This window comes from Alteromonas sp. KUL42 (genome assembly GCF_006538325.1).
In the GTDB taxonomy this organism is placed as follows: domain Bacteria; phylum Pseudomonadota; class Gammaproteobacteria; order Enterobacterales; family Alteromonadaceae; genus Alteromonas.
In genome coordinates, this window is sequence record NZ_BJKK01000023.1 from 1 (window position 1) to 17,968 (window position 17,968).

The 17,968-nt window shown below is 44.2% G+C and carries 17 protein-coding genes, 2 tRNA genes and 1 pseudogene; 1 reads left to right on the forward strand and 19 read right to left on the reverse strand.

Going from position 1 to position 17,968, the window contains the following annotated elements:
• Positions 1-34: 34 nt before the first annotated feature.
• From EYR97_RS19955 to aspS, 14 genes are all read right to left on the reverse strand, one after another.
• Positions 35-110 (reverse strand) — tRNA-Lys (locus EYR97_RS19955).
• Positions 111-133: 23 nt separating this feature from the next.
• Positions 134-209, reverse strand: a tRNA-Lys gene (locus EYR97_RS19960).
• Positions 210-500: 291 nt separating this feature from the next.
• Positions 501-1,298 (reverse strand): tol-pal system protein YbgF, encoded by a 798-nt coding sequence (ybgF, locus tag EYR97_RS19965; RefSeq protein WP_131095522.1) that lies wholly within the window; start codon positions 1,296-1,298, stop codon positions 501-503.
• Entirely contained in the window at positions 1,298-1,864 is a 567-nt protein-coding gene (gene pal, locus EYR97_RS19970) for a peptidoglycan-associated lipoprotein Pal (RefSeq protein WP_131095523.1), read from the reverse strand. Before pal ends, ybgF begins: the two co-directional genes overlap by 1 nt.
• A 39-nt stretch (positions 1,865-1,903) precedes the next feature.
• Complete coding sequence (tolB, locus tag EYR97_RS19975; protein WP_131095524.1) at positions 1,904-3,259, reverse strand: Tol-Pal system beta propeller repeat protein TolB; 1,356 nt, start codon at positions 3,257-3,259, stop codon at positions 1,904-1,906.
• 4 nt (positions 3,260-3,263) lie between these two features.
• On the reverse strand, positions 3,264-4,097 hold the full coding sequence (gene tolA / locus EYR97_RS19980; protein WP_131095525.1) for a cell envelope integrity protein TolA: 834 nt from the start codon (positions 4,095-4,097) through the stop codon (positions 3,264-3,266).
• A 6-nt stretch (positions 4,098-4,103) separates the two neighbouring features.
• Positions 4,104-4,523 carry a protein TolR gene (tolR, locus tag EYR97_RS19985; protein WP_131095526.1) on the reverse strand — a complete coding sequence of 140 codons (420 nt, stop codon included), beginning with the start codon at positions 4,521-4,523 and terminating at the stop codon, positions 4,104-4,106.
• A 30-nt stretch (positions 4,524-4,553) separates the two neighbouring features.
• The gene (tolQ, locus tag EYR97_RS19990; protein ID WP_131095527.1) at positions 4,554-5,243 is read right to left on the reverse strand and encodes a protein TolQ; all 690 of its coding nucleotides are present in this window, start codon (positions 5,241-5,243) and stop codon (positions 4,554-4,556) included.
• Entirely contained in the window at positions 5,233-5,631 is a 399-nt protein-coding gene (gene ybgC / locus EYR97_RS19995) for a tol-pal system-associated acyl-CoA thioesterase (protein WP_131095528.1), read from the reverse strand. The genes tolQ and ybgC overlap by 11 nt, the downstream gene beginning before the upstream one ends.
• A 505-nt stretch (positions 5,632-6,136) precedes the next feature.
• Positions 6,137-7,141, reverse strand: coding sequence for a Holliday junction branch migration DNA helicase RuvB (ruvB, locus tag EYR97_RS20000; RefSeq protein ID WP_131095529.1), 1,005 nt, complete (start codon positions 7,139-7,141; stop codon positions 6,137-6,139).
• Positions 7,142-7,243: 102 nt separating this feature from the next.
• Positions 7,244-7,864 carry a Holliday junction branch migration protein RuvA gene (gene ruvA / locus EYR97_RS20005; protein WP_131095530.1) on the reverse strand — a complete coding sequence of 207 codons (621 nt, stop codon included), beginning with the start codon at positions 7,862-7,864 and terminating at the stop codon, positions 7,244-7,246.
• A gap of 124 nt (positions 7,865-7,988) precedes the next feature.
• Positions 7,989-8,507, reverse strand: coding sequence for a crossover junction endodeoxyribonuclease RuvC (gene ruvC, locus EYR97_RS20010; RefSeq protein WP_131095531.1), 519 nt, complete (start codon positions 8,505-8,507; stop codon positions 7,989-7,991).
• On the reverse strand, positions 8,507-8,947 hold the full coding sequence (nudB, locus tag EYR97_RS20015; protein WP_131095532.1) for a dihydroneopterin triphosphate diphosphatase: 441 nt from the start codon (positions 8,945-8,947) through the stop codon (positions 8,507-8,509). Before nudB ends, ruvC begins: the two co-directional genes overlap by 1 nt.
• 3 nt (positions 8,948-8,950) lie before the next feature.
• Positions 8,951-10,711: an aspartate--tRNA ligase gene (aspS, locus tag EYR97_RS20020; protein WP_131095533.1), complete on the reverse strand. Its 1,761-nt coding sequence runs from the start codon at positions 10,709-10,711 to the stop codon at positions 8,951-8,953.
• A gap of 225 nt (positions 10,712-10,936) precedes the next feature.
• Here aspS and EYR97_RS20025 point away from each other — a divergent pair, with 225 nt between their 5' ends.
• Positions 10,937-11,770: a DUF72 domain-containing protein gene (locus EYR97_RS20025; RefSeq protein ID WP_131095534.1), complete on the forward strand. Its 834-nt coding sequence runs from the start codon at positions 10,937-10,939 to the stop codon at positions 11,768-11,770.
• A gap of 38 nt (positions 11,771-11,808) precedes the next feature.
• Here the strand turns inward: EYR97_RS20025 and EYR97_RS20030 are convergent.
• From EYR97_RS20030 to EYR97_RS20050, 5 genes and pseudogenes are all read right to left on the reverse strand, one after another.
• Positions 11,809-13,150 (reverse strand): annotated as a pseudogene (locus EYR97_RS20030) (sigma 54-interacting transcriptional regulator).
• Positions 13,147-13,560: a hypothetical protein gene (locus EYR97_RS20035; protein ID WP_131095535.1), complete on the reverse strand. Its 414-nt coding sequence runs from the start codon at positions 13,558-13,560 to the stop codon at positions 13,147-13,149. The pseudogene EYR97_RS20030 and the gene EYR97_RS20035 overlap by 4 nt, the downstream one beginning before the upstream one ends.
• 168 nt (positions 13,561-13,728) lie before the next feature.
• On the reverse strand, positions 13,729-15,138 hold the full coding sequence (locus EYR97_RS20040) for a sensor histidine kinase KdpD (RefSeq protein ID WP_131095536.1): 1,410 nt from the start codon (positions 15,136-15,138) through the stop codon (positions 13,729-13,731).
• Between the two features lie 54 nt (positions 15,139-15,192).
• On the reverse strand, positions 15,193-15,474 hold the full coding sequence (locus EYR97_RS20045) for a calcium-binding protein (protein ID WP_242635136.1): 282 nt from the start codon (positions 15,472-15,474) through the stop codon (positions 15,193-15,195).
• A 326-nt stretch (positions 15,475-15,800) separates the two neighbouring features.
• Positions 15,801-17,879 carry an EAL domain-containing protein gene (locus EYR97_RS20050; protein WP_131095537.1) on the reverse strand — a complete coding sequence of 693 codons (2,079 nt, stop codon included), beginning with the start codon at positions 17,877-17,879 and terminating at the stop codon, positions 15,801-15,803.
• Positions 17,880-17,968: the final 89 nt, after the last annotated feature.

The following is a 17,968-nucleotide window of genomic DNA, read 5'->3' on the forward strand; positions in this document are numbered from 1 at the left end:
AGATGACACTTGAGATGCGTTGCGACGTAAATGATGGTGGGTCGTGCTGGATTCGAACCAGCGACCAATTGATTAAAAGTCAACTGCTCTACCAACTGAGCTAACGACCCGTCATTTAGTGCTTAGAAAGAAGTGGTGGGTCGTGCTGGATTCGAACCAGCGACCAATTGATTAAAAGTCAACTGCTCTACCAACTGAGCTAACGACCCTTCTTTCTTGTTGTTGCCTGTGTCGTGGCAACGGCGGCATATAATACTCAGATTTTTATTTGACGCAACCCATAACGTCTTTTTATTTTCATTTTTCTGTCAAATTACGACTAAACGGTCAAAATGAAAACAAATTGCTGAGGTTTTAACCCAGTAATTATTGAGTTTAGTCGAACTTGCTTAAATCAACACACATTTCGAAGCAGAACAAGCACACTGCTTTGCTGCCTATTGCGCTTTAATTATTGACGATAAAATACAAAAAAGCCTCTTTAAAAGAGGCTTTGTGCATTACAAGTTGTTTAATCTAGATTCTGCTAAGCGTTTTGCCGAAGAATCAGGATATTCATTGACCACTTGTTGTAACAAGGCTTTAGCTGATGTGGTGTCACCGGTACGCTCTGCAATCACACCCAACTTCAATAACGCGTCAGGGCGCTTTGCTGAGTCACTGAAGCGATTAGCAACAATATTGAACTGTTCGCTGGCTTCACTCCAATTTTGTTGATTGAAGAGCAATTGACCCAACCAGTAATGAGCATTTGGCGCATAGCTGCTGTTGGGAAAGCGTTCGATAAACGATTTAAATGCAGGCACGGCTTTGTCGTACTCGCGAGATTTAAGGATAAGATTTACCGCACTTTCATACGCTTCATCTTCACCTGCTTGCGGTGTTTGCGTAGGCACAGAAACCGCAGGAGTGGTTGGTACGCTGGTCGCCTCACCACCACCAGTTGAAACGCTGGTATTGGCCAGAACACCATCTTGTTTTAGCGCTTCTACGCGTTTGTCTATTTCAAGATAAAGTTCTCGCTGACGCTCAAGCACTTTTTGAAGCTCATTGGTATTCACTTCAACAGCACCGCGCAACTGGTCAACTTCCATTTGCATGTTGTCTAGTTGCGTTTGCAACCTGTGCTGCATTTCAGTTCGGCTTTTAACAATACGCTCAAGCACCACAATGCGTTGCTCTAACTCACCGCCACCATTTGCACTCACCACAGGGGCTTGCGCTAATGCACCGTATGCAACAAGGGCGGCACTTAATGTGACGCCCAATGTGATAGTTTTTTTAGAGAAACTAACCATTAGCGGTAAACAACCACTCCGCGACGATTTTGCGCGAATGCGTATTCAGTTGAACCCATAACTGCTGGCTTTTCTTCACCATATGAAACTACATTTACTTGGCTGCTGCTTACACCGGCATTAAGTAGGTAAGTCTCTACTGACTGTGCACGACGTTCACCCAGTGCAATGTTGTACTCTGGTGTACCACGGCTGTCTGTGTGGCCTTCAATAGTTACCTTAAGGCTAGGGTTTTTCACTAGGAACGCAGCGTGTTTATCTAGTACACGTTGGAATTCAGGTTTGATGCTAGCGCGGTCAAAATCGAAGTAGATGGTTTGTTCATTTTTTAACGCTTCCATCTCTTGTTGCACCATTTCTTCTTGGCGCTTCATACGTTGCGCAGCTTCTGCTTTAACGCGTTGCGCTTCAGCTTCACGCGCTTCTTGCTCAGCAGCAGCTTGTTCTTGTGCTAGGCGGTTACGTTCTGCAGCCAACTCTTCTTCGCTAGGGCCTGACGAACATGCCATCATTGTCACTACTGGCAAGGCGATAATGAAGCTTTTCATCACTTTATTCATTTGCATCCTACTAATCCTTAATTTTATTGTTTAGTCGTTAAATTGTTAGAACAAAAATGGTGACCAACTTGGCGATTTAACTTGCCCATTGGCTGCTGGTAACCTAGCTTTAAAGCGCCCATCAAGAGATACCAGTGATAACACTTGGGTGCCCTCATGCAGGGTGCTATATATAATCATGCTTCCATTCGGCGCAATACTTGGAGACTCGTCCAAGTACGTCCGTGTTAGTACTTGAGGAGAGTTTCCATCCAAAGACTGCTTCGCGATATGGTAGTTACCGTTAGTCTGGTTAACCATGATCATCTGCTTGCCGTCTGGTGAAATCGTACCGCCAAGGTTCTGTTCACCTACAAAGGTAACTCGCCTTACTTTCCCAGAACTTAAATTTACGCTATATATCTGGGGTTTACCACCCCGTTCAGAGCTAAATATCAAACCACTACCATCTGGAAGCCATGCAGGCTCAGTATCAATTGCCCTATTTCGAGTAATTCGGCGCAAGTTTTTAGTCGCTAAATCCATAATATAGATTTCTGGATTCCCATCTTTCGATAGCACCATAGCAAGTTGCTTGCCATCTGGTGAAAAGGTTGGACTACTGTTTATGCCCGGGAAGTCAGTAATACGCGTGCGCTCACTGGTGTAAATATCTTGGATATAAATCTGCGGTCGGCGGTTTTCAAAACTGACATACGCTAGCTTCTCTCCGTCAGGAGACCATACTGGTGACATTAAAGGTTCTGGTGATGACAATAAGCGGGTTTCGTTCTCTCCGTCATAATCGGCAATTACTAATTGATACGGCTTATCTACCGTGTCTCTGTCGCGTACGATCACGTAAGCAATTTTAGTAAGAAATGCACCGCGTACACCGGTGAGTTTTTCATACACTATATCGCTGATCCTATGGGCGTATTGACGAAAGTCACTGCCATTGATCACGGCTTGTCTTGCAACAATAACGTGTTCGTTACTGGTCACTAACGCGCCATCTTTAAGTACTTTAGCTTGCCCGCCATTCTGCTGGCCTTTCAAAATATCGATTAGCTGATACGACACTAAATATCTGTCTGCGCCCTGTTGCTCAATACTTCCCACCAATATGGTATCCACATCCATGGTTGCCCATGCGGTGTAACTCACCTCTTCAGCTGTTTCAGGGTATTGCGGCATATTCGCTTCTGCCACAGGGTTAAACTTACCGCTACGCATAAGGTCGGCTCTAATCACTGTCGATAGTTCACCGGGCATACTGCCCTCGCCCTTCCACTTAAACGGTACCACGCCAATGGGACGCGCACTGTCTACACCTTCGGTAATCACAATTTCTAAGGAAGCCAGTACCTTGGCACTGAACGCCATTGTAATTAGCGCTATCCATACACCTAGTTTTTTCATACCACTATAATTCCACTTTTAAAGTAATGTCTTTTAGTTGTTCGTACACATCTGGCGCGTCTGATACGGGTAGTTTTTCAGCCCGTCTTACTGCACTCTCTGCAGCTCTACACAATGCATCATTACCACCGAGTATTCGAATACTGGTAACAAAGCCAGTTGTCGCCAGTTTGATGTTCAATCTGCAAGTTTTGCCATTGTAACTATCATCTGAATACAAATTACGCTTAATTGTTTGCTGAATAAGCGCGGTATAGCGCTCTACTTCAGTCAACACTTGCTGTCTTCTACGTTCTTGCTGAGCAGCACGCTCTTGCGCCAACTGCTCTTGCATGATCCTTTCCATTTCGGCACGTTCGGCCGCTTCTTTCTTTTTACGCTCTGCATCTGCTTTGGCTTTTGCTTCACGTTCTTTACGCGCTTGTTCCTTTTGTGCGGCTAAACGCTCAAGCTCTTTTTGATGCCTTGCCTCTGCCGCTTCAGCTTCTCGTTTTGCTTTGGCTCGCTTGGCCGCTAACTGTTGCTGGCGCTTTTTCTCTGCCGCTGCTTTTGCCTTTCGTTGCCTTTCCTGCTCTTCTGCACGCGCCTGCGCCTCGGCTTGTGCTTCAGCGCGCTTTTTATCGGCAATAGCTTGTGCATCAATGAAGGTTGCTTCAATAACAGGGGCGTTTACTGCAACATTTGGCAGGGGATCAGGTGAAAAACTGACGCTAATCAGCAACAGTGCAGCAACAACAAGATGTAACCCCAACGACTTATAAAGCCCCATTTGTTCTGGGCTTACTTTACTTGCCTTTTTTGGGGGCTTCTCGCTATTCGCATTTCCCGCATTCGACATCTGATACTACTCAACTGGATCTGTCATTAAGCCCACCGAAGGTACGCCCGCTTGTTGCAGTAATACCATCAATTGAATGACTTCATTGTAAGCCACTTGCCCATCACCTTTCACCACAACTGGCGTAGAGGGCTGTTTCTGCAATTGCGCTTTTACAATGGCACCAAGCTCATCCTTACTGATGGGCGATTCTTGATCGTTGCCCACATTTAAATAGTAACGCCCTTTAACATCAACCGACGCAATAATAGGTGGGTTGTCTTCTTGTTCAATAGGGTTAGCACTGGCTTTAGGTAAATCAACCTTAACCCCTTGTGAAATAAGCGGGGCGGTAACCATAAATATGATCAACAGCACCAACATAACGTCAATATAAGGCACAACGTTGATTTCAGAAACCGGTCTACGGCGCTTTCTTACATACATAACAAATCCTCCGTTTAGGATCTAAAACGCTTAGGATTGTTGTTGTGCTTGCGCAGCAACAGCTTGGCGATGAAGAATAGCTGAGAACTCTTCCATAAAGTTGCCATAGCTGTTCTCTAGTTTTTCTACTTGGTGACTGAATCGGTTGTAAGCAATTACCGCGGGAATAGCGGCAAACAAACCAATTGCTGTTGCAATTAGAGCTTCTGCAATACCGGGGGCAACCATGGCCAAGGTTGCCTGCTGTACTTCACCCAATGCAATAAACGCGTTCATAATACCCCATACTGTACCGAACAAGCCGATATATGGGCTTATGGAACCAGCAGTGGCAAGAAAAGGTAAACGACTTTCTAGTTCTTCAACTTGACGAGACATGGTGACGCGCATGGCGCGATAGGTACCATCAACAATACCATTGGTAGCTGTGTTAGATTTGCGAAGACGCACAAACTCTTTAAAGCCCGCACAGAAGATACTTCCCATACCGGTTAAATTAGTGCGCGCTGAAAGCTCTTGATAAAGGCGATTTAGATCTGCCCCTGACCAGAACTTATCTTCGAACTGACGCATTTCGTTGCGCGCTGCTGATAATGCTTTGCTGCGTTGAAAAATAAATGTCCACGACGCTATCGAGACACTCAATAACAACAGCATTACTAGTTGAACAATAAAACTCGCTTGCAAAAACAAGCCAATAAAAGTGAGATCAGATGACACGCGAAATTTCCCCTAACAAAGTACGTGGTAGTCGCTTGGCTTTCATAGTAGCCAAATCGACGCAGACAACTTGGATATCTCCAGATACCAATTTTATGTCTTGTTCATTTTTTATGATTTGTTGAAACGTCATACTAGCACCCTTCAATTCTACAACGTGAGTTTCAATACTCAACAGTTGGTTGAATCTTGCTGGCGCATAGTTATGCATCTCAACGCGTTTGACGACAAAAGCCACGGATTGTTCCATTAATGTGTCTTGTTCGTAACCTAGCTCTCTAAGCCACTCGGTACGTGCTCGCTCCATAAACTTCAGGTAGTTAGCATAATAGACAATACCACCTGCATCAGTGTCCTCGTAATACACTCTTACCTTGTGTTGATGCATAAATATTCCTTCACCCAAAAATTTATTAATCTAACCACCTGTCAAAATAACAAAAAATTACGACAAACAACATTTTAAATAAACCCTACAAAGCCCTTTAACGCTTACTTTTAATCAAAATAAAACCATTGCGCAACACCGCGTTAACACATTAGTTTTTTAATCCGAAAAAACAATTTTACTCAATTGTAGATTTTCTGCTTCGCCCTATAATGCACAGCATCAGTCGCACAGCGCGTAATGGTGTTAATCACGGTTACGCAAGAGACATTCTCCTGTTAGACATGAGTTCCCTGGATTTATTTCCTTCAACACTTGTTGTTTTAGCCCGCTCAATGAGCGGGCTTTTTTTTGCCTAAAATTTATTAATAGCAACAGGTTACTAAAGCGTGAGGCGCTTTATTGTTTTATATAACCAATTAACCACACCATTATAAAAACAATAAAGCACGTCGATACAACGTGCCTTTAAAAGTGGATACGCTTAAGTGTTTGCGTATTAGCGCTAATTTGATGGCGTAAAACCAAAGTGTAGATAAGCGCGATTTGAAACAATTCGCCCGCGCGGTGTGCGCTGTAAAAAACCCTGTTGAATAAGAAACGGCTCAATAACATCTTCAATGGTTTCTTTTTCTTCACCAATCGCAGCGGCTAAGTTGTCTAACCCAACAGGTCCACCGTCAAATTTCTCAATAATGGCAGACAGTAGCTTTCTATCCATATAGTCAAAACCTTCGCTATCCACATCAAGCATATCTAATGCTTTTGCAGCAATATCTGCGCCCACTGTGCCATTAGCTTTAATTTCAGCATAATCTCGAACGCGACGTAACAAGCGGTTAGCAATACGCGGTGTACCTCTTGAGCGTCTTGCGACCTCTTGTGCACCTTCTTCATCCATAGGTAAATTGAGAAAGCTCGCACTTCGAGAAACAATACTGGTGAGATCTTTAACCGAATAAAATTCTAAACGCTGAACAATACCAAACCGGTCGCGAAGTGGTGATGTGAGTGAACCTGCGCGTGTTGTGGCACCTACTAAGGTGAATGGAGGGAGATCTAATTTAATTGAGCGCGCTGCCGGCCCTTCACCAATCATAATATCCAGCTGATAGTCTTCCATAGCTGGGTAAAGGATTTCTTCGACAACTGGGCTCAACCGATGAATTTCATCAATAAACAGTACATCATTGCGCTCCAGATTCGTTAATAATGCAGCCAAGTCACCCGCTTTTTCCAATACAGGGCCTGAAGTGGTTTTTATGTTCACCCCCATTTCATTGGCAACAATATTGGCAAGTGTGGTTTTACCTAACCCTGGAGGCCCAAAAATAAGCAAGTGATCGAGCGCATCGTCTCGCTTACGTGCGGCCTGTATGAAAATTTCCATTTGCTCACACACATGCGGTTGACCTGTGTAGTCCTCCAACATTTTGGGCCTAATTGCACGGTCTATTACTTCGTCTTCAACGTTGGCATCAGGTGTAATTAGTCTGTCAGCTTCAATCATGTTTATTCTACTTTTCGCACTACTTTTGTGTGATGTTATTTAGAGCGCACTCTACTTTCTAATTTCTCAGCGATAACTACAACATCTTTGATAAAAATGTCACTACAAGGCCGCTTTAAGTGCTTCTCGAATAAGCGCTTCACTTTCCATGCCTTCTTGATAAACACTTTCAACAAGCTTGCTGGCTTGCGCAGGCTTATAGCCAAGGGCAATAAGCGCACTTTGCGCTTCTTCACGTGAATCGTTTACAGGCACAATGGTACTGCCTGATAATAAGTCACTGCTTGGAGGTGGCACCGCAATACTTTGCGTTTTACCAAATTTGGCTAAACGGTCTTTTAATTCTACCACTAAGCGCTCTGCCGTTTTTTTGCCTATGCCCGGCAAACTCACCAATGCAGATACATCTTCGTTCTGCACACTCGCTAAAAACTGTGTTGCAGACATGCCAGACAGAATCGCCAAACCCAATTTAGGGCCAACGCCGTTTGCTTTAATGAGTTCTCGGAATAATCCGCGTTCCATTTTATCGGCAAACCCAAACAGAAGCTGTGCGTCTTCACGTACAACAAAGTGCGTGTAAACAACCACTTCTTCCCCTACTGCAGGCAGCTGATAAAAACTGGTCATTGGCATGTGGATTTCATAACCTACACCTGCCACATCAACAAGAATTTCTGGTGGCTGCTTCTCAGCCAACGTACCGCGAATTCGTCCTATCATTAAATATCTCTTTATCTGACATCAGCAATACACATCATTTGGCGAGACAACACGCTTTGTTGTAAGTCTGTGTACGGATTAAAAATATAAATTGGGGCTGATTTTTGCTGTGCTAAACGAAAAACTAACGCAAACGGCCGCGCACTGTTTTTCTCGCTTGCCCAGCCATATTTATTAGGCTTTGTTCCGTATGAGCATGACACAATGCAACAGCCAGCGCATCAGCAGCATCAGCCTGTGGGGTACCCGGCAAACTGAGGAGGTATTTAACCATGTGTTGAACTTGTGATTTGTCTGCACTTCCCTTCCCCACGACGGCTTGTTTTATTTGCCGTGCGCTGTATTCAGCTACTGGCAAGTCAGCCTGTGTCGCAGCCACAATTGCTGCGCCTCGTGCTTGACCAAGTTTCAACGCCGAGTCGGGATTTTTCGCCATAAACACTTGTTCAATCGCAAATTGATTGGGCTTGTATTGACGAATAATGTCACTAATGCCTGTGTATATATTGGCAAGCCGCGTAGGTAACTCTGCTGTTCCAACGCGAATACATCCACTTGCCACGTAAACCAATTTACCTTGTTTTCGCGCAATTAAACCGTACCCTGTGATCCTAGAACCTGGATCTATACCCAGTATAACCATTAAGGCACACTCGGTACAAACAAAGATACCGCTTCTTTATTAGAGGGCGACCATAAACGGGATAACGCTTCGTCTTTTGACACCCATTCATACTGTAAATGTTCAGTGAGCGTAAGTGGTAATGTGCTGTCGATTTGAAGTGAGAAAACGTGTTCAGTATTGAACTGTGTACCAGGAGGATAACGATGTCGCCAACGACGACGTATTTCATATTTATTCTGTTTATTATGGTTCTGTACCACAAAACCGTAAGCCTTGGCATCTACGCCTATTTCTTCAGCAACTTCTCGGTAGGCTGTTTCAATGGGTTGCTCGCCTTCTTCAAGCGCGCCAGTAACTGACTGCCAGAATGTTGGATCGTCATCCCTTTGCAAAAGTAATACGCGGTGATGTTGGTCATACAACACCACCAGCGCAGATTCAGGCTTTTTGTAGGCCATAAATTACGATTGTTTCTTCACCGTCGCAATGGCTAACTCTTCAAGTTGTTGAGGATTAGCAGGGCTTGGCGCAGAAGTTAGCGGACAAGCAGCAGTGGTTGTTTTAGGGAATGCCATTACGTCGCGGATTGACGTAGCACCCGTCATTAACATTACCAAACGGTCTAAACCAAATGCCAAACCAGCGTGTGGCGGCGCACCAAAACGAAGTGCATCCAGTAAGAAGCCAAACTTATTCTTCGCTTCTTCGTCATCAATACCCAGAATATTAAATACAGTAGATTGCATGTCTTCGTTGTGAATACGTACAGAACCACCACCAAGCTCAACACCGTTCAATACCATATCATAGGCATCAGACAACGCCTCAGCAGGGTTGGCTTTTAACTCTTCTGGCGTTAAACCACGCGGCGCAGTAAATGGGTGATGGATGGCGTGAAGTTGTCCATCGAATTCTTCAAACATTGGGAAGTCAACAACCCAAAGTGGTTTCCATTCGCCTTCAAGCAACTCGAAATCTTCACCAAGTTTAAGGCGCAAGGCGCCCATTGCCTCGGTAACTACGGTATAGCTATCAGCACCGAATAATAGAATGTCGCCCGATTGAGCACCTGTGCGCGCTAACATGGCACTGGTGATATCTTCACTTAGGAACTTAAGAATAGGTGATTGTAGACCATCAAGACCGGCTTCAGTATCGTTTACTTTAACCCACGCTAGGCCTTTCGCTCCATAGATGCCAACAAACTTAGTGTAGTCGTCAATTTGTTTGCGTGAAAGTGACGCACCACCAGGAACACGGATTGCTGCAACACGACCTTTTGGATCATTCGCAGGGCCACTGAATACTTTAAAATCAACCTCTTTTAGTAAATCTGCAACGTCTGTTAATTCAAGCGGGTTACGCAAGTCAGGCTTATCGCTACCAAAACGCGACATAGCTTCTGCGTAAGTCATACGCGGGAAGTCACCTAGGTCAACATTAAGCATCTTGTTAAACAAGTCGCGGATCATTCGCTCGGTGATCGACATAACACCATCAGCGTCTAAAAATGTGGTTTCGATATCGATTTGCGTGAACTCAGGCTGGCGATCAGCACGTAAGTCTTCATCGCGGAAACACTTCACAATTTGATAGTAACGATCCATGCCAGACATCATCAGCAATTGCTTAAACAACTGAGGTGACTGAGGCAACGCGAAAAACTCCCCCTTGTGCGTACGACTAGGCACTAGGTAATCACGCGCACCTTCTGGTGTCGCTTTGGTTAGAATTGGGGTTTCAATATCAAGAAAGCCTTCATCTTCTAAGAAACGGCGAACCGCGCCAGTAACCTTCGCACGGAACTGCAGACGCTGGCTCATCACTGGGCGACGAAGGTCAAGGTAGCGATAGCGAAGACGCTGTTCTTCTGAGTTTTCTTGGTTCCAGTCTAGCGGAAGCACGTCAGACTTATTAATGACTTCAAGACCAGTACCTAAAATTTCGATTTCACCGGTACGCATGTCTTTATTGATTTGACCTTCAGGTCTCGCACGTACTTTACCGGTAAGCTTTACGCAGAATTCACCGCGTAGCGTATTAGCAACAGAAAGCACTTCCGGTAAATCTGGGTCGAAAACTACTTGTACGATACCTTCGCGATCACGTAAGTCGATAAAGATAACGCCGCCTAAGTCGCGACGCTTATTAACCCACCCGCAAAGGGTAACTTCTTGTCCAATGTATGATGAATCGATATTCCCACAGTAATCTGTGCGCATGGTCCTTGACCCCTGATAATTTTTCTTGCTCGGCACGCAGTAACGCAGGACTTATTAGTCGTGCTAATTTCGCGTAAACTTAACGCGTAATTACGCGGCCTACACACTGCATGCATAATATAATGATTTAAAGGCCGCATAGTATAAACAAATGCATCCTAAAGCCCAATGACAAATATACACAAATCAACGTTATCCAGCGGAAATCTCTATATTGGTTTACCAATGTGGCAACATAACCACTGGTCTCAGTCGTGGTTCGCACACTATCCAAAATCAAAGACGCAGCTATCGCTGTACGCGAAAGAGTGTAATACCGTTGAAGGCAACACCACTTTTTACTCTTTACCCAACGAGGAATCTATAAGTCGCTGGAAAGAGGCGGTAGATAAAGGTTTTCGCTTTGCATTTAAATTCCACCAAAACATTACCCATGTGCATCAATTGCAGCATTGCGAAGAAGAGGTTGCACAGCAACTCGTATTACTTAGTCCACTGCGTGAAAATCTAGGTGTGATGATGTTGCAGCTTCCTGCCGCTTTTGGCCCGAACAAACTGCCCGTACTGGCTAACTTTCTTGCCAGCCTACCGAAGTGGTTATCTGTGGCAGTTGAAGTACGTCACTTAGAGTTTTTTGCGAAAGGTGACGCTGAAGTTGCGTTAAATCAGCTGCTGATGGGCTGTGGTGCTAATCGCGTGATCATGGACACAAGAGCACTGTTTACAGGGCCTTGCGACTCAACATTACTAGAAGACGTTCGAAAGAAAAAGCCCCGTGTCCCCGTTAATGTTATTGCAACGGGAAACACGCCTATCGTGCGCTTTGTTGGTAACGATAAAGATGAAGACAATATACGTTGTTTGCGACCTTGGGTGAAAAAGGTTATTCAATGGCAACAAGAAGGAAAGGACGTGTACTTTTTTTGCCATCGACCAGACAACAAAGACGCGCCGTGGTTGGCGCAACAGTTTATCGATTTATACAACAATGCCGCGCCTCAGACACCCTTCACAGACTTATCTATTAAGGCGCAGCCTGAACAAAACCGTTTATTTTAGATAAACGTGTTGTTGCTGCGCCGTAGCGTGTGTTGTTCTTATCTGAAATCTTGTGCGTCCAACTCATGCTTTTTCATTAGCTTGTGCATGTCGGTACGGTTTCTCCCCGCAAGTTCTGCCGCACGAGTTACATTACCATCAGTCATCTTAAGTAATTTGTGTAAGTATTGTTGTTCGAAGGCATCTCGCGCTTCGGTAAGCGTTGGCCAGCTTTGTTTTGTTGCAGACAATGCCTGCTCAACAAGGTGTAACGGAATAACCGGTGTTTGAGTTAGCGCAACGCATTGTTCGACCACGTTAACTAGTTGGCGTACGTTGCCCGGCCATGAAGACGTCACTAACTGCTGCATTGCATCATCAGAAAACTGACTCACATTCACACCGTGACGTTGTGCACTCTGCTGTAATAAAGAGCGGGCAAGAAGTGGAATATCTTCGCTACGTGCTTTAAGTGATGGCAATTTTAAATTCACCACATTCAAGCGATAGTACAAATCTTCGCGAAACGTGCCTTCTTCCATTTCTTTGTGCAAGTCTTTGTGAGTTGCTGAGATGATACGCACATCAATGTCGACGTGTTTACTGCTGCCTACCGGACGAATTTGACGTTCTTGAAGTGCGCGTAACAATTTCACTTGCAAGGTCATTGGCATATCGCCAATTTCATCTAAAAATAACGTGCCGCCATCGGCTTCTCTGAACAAACCAGGATGGGCTGCAACTGCCCCCGTAAACGCCCCCTTGGCGTGTCCAAAAAGCTCTGACTCCAATAAATTCTCAGGAAGTGCCCCACAATTAATGGCCACAAAAGGCTTGTCACTGCGCTTACTCGCTTTGTGAATAGCGTTGGCAAGTAGCTCCTTACCCGTACCACTGGCTCCGCTGATAAGCACAGACACTTCTCGCTGTGCAATACGGTAAGCTTGGTCAAGTACGTTGAGCATTTCAGGGGAACGAGTAATGATATCTTTTGCCCAATCACCAGGCTGCGCCGCTTGCGACTGACTCAGGGCTTTTTGCAACAAGGCACGCAGGTTCTTCGTGATCGACGGGCTTGGGTAGAAAACCAAACACACCTCGCTGGGTCGCTGCAACGGCATCGGCAATAGTGCCATGGGCTGTCATTAAAATAACCGGAATGTCTTTGCGAATTCCCATGATCTCTTCGAACAAGCTTAAACCATCTAAGCCAGGCATGCGCAAATCGCTTAACACTACGTCAAAGTTGTCATTTTGCAGCTTTTTCAGTGCCGAGTGCCCATCTTCAACCGCAGTGACATGGTAGCCTTCCCCTTCCAAACGAATGGTCAACAAACGCAATAAGCTTTTGTCATCATCGACTAACAATAAGTTAGGGTTACTGCTCGCCTTATCACTCATTGTTGTGTACTCCTGCTCTTATCCATCAATGTCGCTTCTATTTGTAATAGTTCTGCTAATTTTTTACGTAAGTTAGTTGCATCATTCTCAAGCTGTTTAATTTGCTCCCCTCGCGCAGTATTTTCCTTTTCAAGAATAACTAATGCCGACTCAAGCTCCATCAGTTGACGGTTCTGCTTACTTGCCACCACCTTGACCACTTCTTGGGCCGTAGGGGTGAAGTTGTCACTTATCCCATCTAACAATAGCTGTGCACGAAGCCTATCCTGATAGGGAGTGTCATTGGGAAGAGAGAGAATATAGCCTTTTACAACATCATATGGTGTGCTCTCTAACGCCTTTATCCGAGTTTTCCGCACAGACCAAGGTTGATTTGATGCTTCTAGCCAAAGGTTAACCCAATATTTCACATCACAATTATGCTTAAAGCTCGGGGGCTGTTTGTCATAAAACAAAACTGCGCTGTATTTCTTAGTTTTTTTACCGTCTTTACATCAGGAGGTAAGGTTTCTTTTGGTTGTAAAATTTGACATCCTGCCAACATAGATAGGGCAACGACTACACCAATAATTCTCATTTTATTTTTCCTGTTGCGGGATGGTTACCCTAAAACACACATCCGCATAGTCTACATCGACCACGTTAACATCACCATGCATTAGCCGCGCACAATCAGAAACTATCGACAAACCGAGTCCAGTACCAATGACATTGTCATTCCTCGGTTCATTACCGCGAATAAAGGGCTCAAAGAGTGTTTTTACTGAATCAGGCGCAATGCGTTTCCCACGATTGGCAACATCCAAAACAAGATACTTTTCTTGCCCATAAATATGAATATTAATAGGCCTTCCCACAGCGCCATGTGCAACAGCATTAGACACTAAGTTGTCGAGTATTCGACGAAACAACTCTTCATCAATATAGATATGTTCAAGCTCTATTTTTACGTCGACATCACGTTTTTGAAGTGCCAACGCATAATCTTCTAAACACGCTTCAACTAGCACGTTTGGGTTACTTCTTTTAATTTTGGGCTGTGCTTGTTGCAGCAGCAAGTTGTAGTCGAGTAACTTTTCTACTAAGGTATTTAGGCGCAACGTACTGGCGCTTAATAACGACAATACTTCTCGTTGACTATTGTTAAGTTCACCTACAACATTGTCAGACAATAAGCTACACCCCTCTTTAATACTGGCAAGTGGGGTTTTCAGTTCATGAGCGGCATGACGAAGCAATGCTGTACGAATATGTTCGAGTTGCTGTAAACGCTCGTTTAACCAGTGCAAATCCTTCTCTACATCAATAAGTTCTTTTGGGGCGTGCGTGGATAAAGGTGGAAGTTGGCCGCCACTGTGCGCAAGTATGCGAATAATTTTTTTAAGGTTATTCACTGGGTTTACAATCAGCTGGCTACCAGCCAATATTAACAGCAATGATACACTGACCAGCATAGCGGTTGACCATGCTTGTTTCGCTTGCATCGCGTTGAGGTCGTCCTGCTGTAATTGAACGCGCTGGTTGATGGTACTTTCAACATCATCGCGCAGCTGTGTTACAGAACTTTGCACTGCGGCTAGGTAAGCACTAAGTAATAACTCGTCTTCTATATCTCGGTATTCAGCAAGTTGGGTCAGTTGCTCCGACAGTCTGTTACAACTAGAAGGTACAGCGAGCGCTTGACACAAGTTATCCGCTGCGACCGCAAATTGTTCTAATGCGTTGTCAGACAACGCAGCAACCTGTTCACTGCGCAATACAGCAAACTGACGAATACTGCGTTCTATGTCAACAGCGGCGTTATCTAACCGCTGCATATCGCTGACCACATCTACCACAAATCGCGTTTCGAGTGTGGTCATTTGACCCACTTTTGCCAAATCGCTTTGGCTTTGCCAAAGCAACGCGATAAGCGGTATCAGAGCGAGAACAAAACTGCCCAATGTAAGCTGACGCAGCGAACCTAGCTGAACTAATCGCTTACCAATTGAAAACTTACTGATCAGAACTGTACCCTCTTAAATTAAATTTGGCTATCCAACTTAGTCGCTTTTAACTGACTTATCATTACCCGGCGTTAAACTACTTTTCGCCAATTCATCTTGTGACAACATACCGTCTTCGTTTTCATCAATAAGACCAAAATTACGCAATAATTCTACGTGGCGTATCGCTTCTTTCAATGAAATCAATTGATCTTTATTGGTATCGAGCTTCTGAATAAGTGCCGCTGAAGGTGTAGCTTGTGCTTCTGCGATAGCGATGGCTTGTACGGTTGCCACTGCACATAGTACAAAAAATACTTTTTCCAGACGTTTCATCATGAGTCCTCCACACATTGCTTGACAAGTCCCTCTCTCATTTTTCGCTAAAGTCATCAAAACTAATTGCGAATTTAGGCCGAAAAAACGTACCGCAAAGGTCAATATATTTAGGTAATGCCAGTTTTAGACCAACAAAACAAAAGCCATACTTTTCATTAAGTTAGAAAAAAATCAATACTATTTAAGAAAAGCTCGGCCGGATTGTGTTGCAAAAAAGAAACACATAGTGTGAAAAAATTAACACTTAAGTACCACACATTGCACGTCGGCTACGTCGACGCTAACTGTGTTAAGCATTGTTAACGAGAAACATGTGCACTTAATGCTTAGTGTTCGATAGTGAAGTCTCGCTCACTGTAATACAAAGGTGACTGCAGCAATGCTTCAAGTGGAATGGGCTTACTGAACATAAAGCCTTGAACACTGTCAACGCCATGTTTTTTAAGATAGTCCCATTGCTCAATGTTTTCGATGCCCTCTGCACATATTGACAATGAAAGGCGCTTGGCCAAATCAATAATGGCACCAGTTACCAAACGACTTCTTTCAGAGGTTTGAATTTCGGAAACAAACTGCCTATCAACTTTAAGGGTATCGATATTAATTTGCGTTAAATAGCTTAAAGAAGAGTAGCCAGTGCCAAAATCGTCAAGAGCAATGGCACAGCCCATGTTGCCAACTCGGCGAAAGAATTTATTCGATAAGGCGAAGTTCTCTAAATAAGCACTTTCGGTCACTTCAAACTCGAAGTTTTCTGGATTTACATTACAAAGCATGAATGTATTGTAAATGTAGTCAAATAGATGCGTATTGCGCAGGTCATGCCCCGACAGATTCACTGACACTCTAAACGAATTATATGCCCACTGCTTCATGTCAGCCATATCTAAGCAAACTCGCTTTATAACCCATTGGGTAATCGCTGTAATTTTGCCACCTTGCTCTGCAATAGGAATAAACTCATTAGGCATGACTAAGCCTAGCTCAGGATGCTGCCATCGAATTAAGGCTTCCGCGCCAATTACCTTGCCGCTATTGTTTACTTTCACCTGATAGTAAACAACAAATTCATCACACGCTAAGCCGTTATCTATGCCGTTTGCCAAATGGAGTTTACGTTTATGAGACTCAACCATATCAGGTGTAAAAAGCGTAAAACTGCCCCGCCCTCGCGCTTTAGAGCGATACATCGCCAAATCAGCATTACTCATTAATTCACTTAAGTCATAACCTGCATCAGACGCAGTGGCAACACCAACGCTCAAACCAACAGTAAGTGACAAACCTCGCAGCTCAAACGGTTCGTCGAAAGCGGTAATAAGACGGGTTGCCAAACTTTCTGCCGCCGCAGCCGACACATCTCTATCGGGCAAAACAAGAAATTCATCGCCGCCCAAACGCGCAAATAAGTCTCCATCTCGCAGTAAATGCTGTACCCTTTCAGCTACTTCAATAAGTATTAAATCACCCGTTTCATGACCAAGTGAGTCATTAATACCCTTGAACCCATCAAGGTCGAAAAACAACAACATGAGATCTTCATCGTTTCGCCTTGCTCGGGCTAACTCAAGGCGAAGGTTATCAAGGACAAACTGCCTGTTAGGTAACCCCGTTAGGCTATCAAAGTTAGCCAACTGAGACATGGTCTCTTGTTGGTCAACCAAGGTTTGCTTCTGCTCAAAGTTAATCAACAGCTCTACTTCTATGGTATCCAGTAAACTGTTTATGTTGTTTGATAGCTGCCCTATTTCGTCATTCGACTGATGTGCGCTTCTCAATGAGTAATCTTTAGACTCAAATACGTCTTGAGCAAACTTTTTGAGTAATGTAAGTGGCGCCACCAAGTAAAATAAAATCAGCGTACAAAATACGCTGACTATAAGCAGTAAGCCTAAGATAATGGGTAACTCACCAGATAAACCACTGACGTGGCCGCCAGATGGGAAACCCTCAGCGTCAACGTAAATAATTACATGACCAAGAGGATAAAGACTACTCCCAATTAATTGGTGAGCAACAATAATATTGTCATAGGCGGTAACGCCGAACGGCACCTCATCGGGAGACGAAGGAATGTTTGTTTCACTCACATCAAAACCGCTACTGTGCTCGACTTTTGAAATAACCTGATAATTATTATCGAAGAGGATAGCCTGAACGACTTGTTGATGTGCTTTTAGTGGTTGGAAAATTTGAGAGAATAGCGCCTTGTCACCAGGACTTCGCTCCATAACAATAGCGAGTTGCAGTGCCATTTTATTGCTTAACGCCGCCGTTCCTTCTTGTACAACCACCTTAACCGACTCGTCTCGCTCCGATTTCATGACAAATACAACAGCAATGGTGAGCACCGACATAAACAATGCTATTGTTAAGCTAATCGGCACTTTCAACGTTTTAAACACTCAATTTCCTTACTACTAACCACATAAAAATTGATTCGAAGCTCGCTTTGCGGACTCCATAGTAAGGGAAACCGATAAAATTAAAAATA

Excerpts from the sequence above, each read along its gene's own strand:
- EYR97_RS20025 (WP_131095534.1), top strand. The coding sequence starts at position 10,937 with ATGTGGCAACATAACCACTGGTCTCAGTCGTGGTTCGCACACTATCCA.
- ruvB (WP_131095529.1), bottom strand. The coding sequence starts at position 7,141 with ATGATTGAAGCTGACAGACTAATTACACCTGATGCCAACGTTGAAGAC.
- nudB (WP_131095532.1), bottom strand. The coding sequence starts at position 8,947 with ATGGCCTACAAAAAGCCTGAATCTGCGCTGGTGGTGTTGTATGACCAA.
- aspS (WP_131095533.1), bottom strand. The coding sequence starts at position 10,711 with ATGCGCACAGATTACTGTGGGAATATCGATTCATCATACATTGGACAA.
- ruvC (WP_131095531.1), bottom strand. The coding sequence starts at position 8,507 with ATGGTTATACTGGGTATAGATCCAGGTTCTAGGATCACAGGGTACGGT.
- ruvA (WP_131095530.1), bottom strand. The coding sequence starts at position 7,864 with ATGATAGGACGAATTCGCGGTACGTTGGCTGAGAAGCAGCCACCAGAA.
- EYR97_RS20045 (WP_242635136.1), bottom strand. The coding sequence starts at position 15,474 with ATGATGAAACGTCTGGAAAAAGTATTTTTTGTACTATGTGCAGTGGCA.
- tolA (WP_131095525.1), bottom strand. The coding sequence starts at position 4,097 with ATGTCGAATGCGGGAAATGCGAATAGCGAGAAGCCCCCAAAAAAGGCA.
- ybgC (WP_131095528.1), bottom strand. The coding sequence starts at position 5,631 with ATGCATCAACACAAGGTAAGAGTGTATTACGAGGACACTGATGCAGGT.
- tolB (WP_131095524.1), bottom strand. The coding sequence starts at position 3,259 with ATGAAAAAACTAGGTGTATGGATAGCGCTAATTACAATGGCGTTCAGT.
- pal (WP_131095523.1), bottom strand. The coding sequence starts at position 1,864 with ATGCAAATGAATAAAGTGATGAAAAGCTTCATTATCGCCTTGCCAGTA.
- ybgF (WP_131095522.1), bottom strand. The coding sequence starts at position 1,298 with ATGGTTAGTTTCTCTAAAAAAACTATCACATTGGGCGTCACATTAAGT.
- tolR (WP_131095526.1), bottom strand. The coding sequence starts at position 4,523 with ATGTATGTAAGAAAGCGCCGTAGACCGGTTTCTGAAATCAACGTTGTG.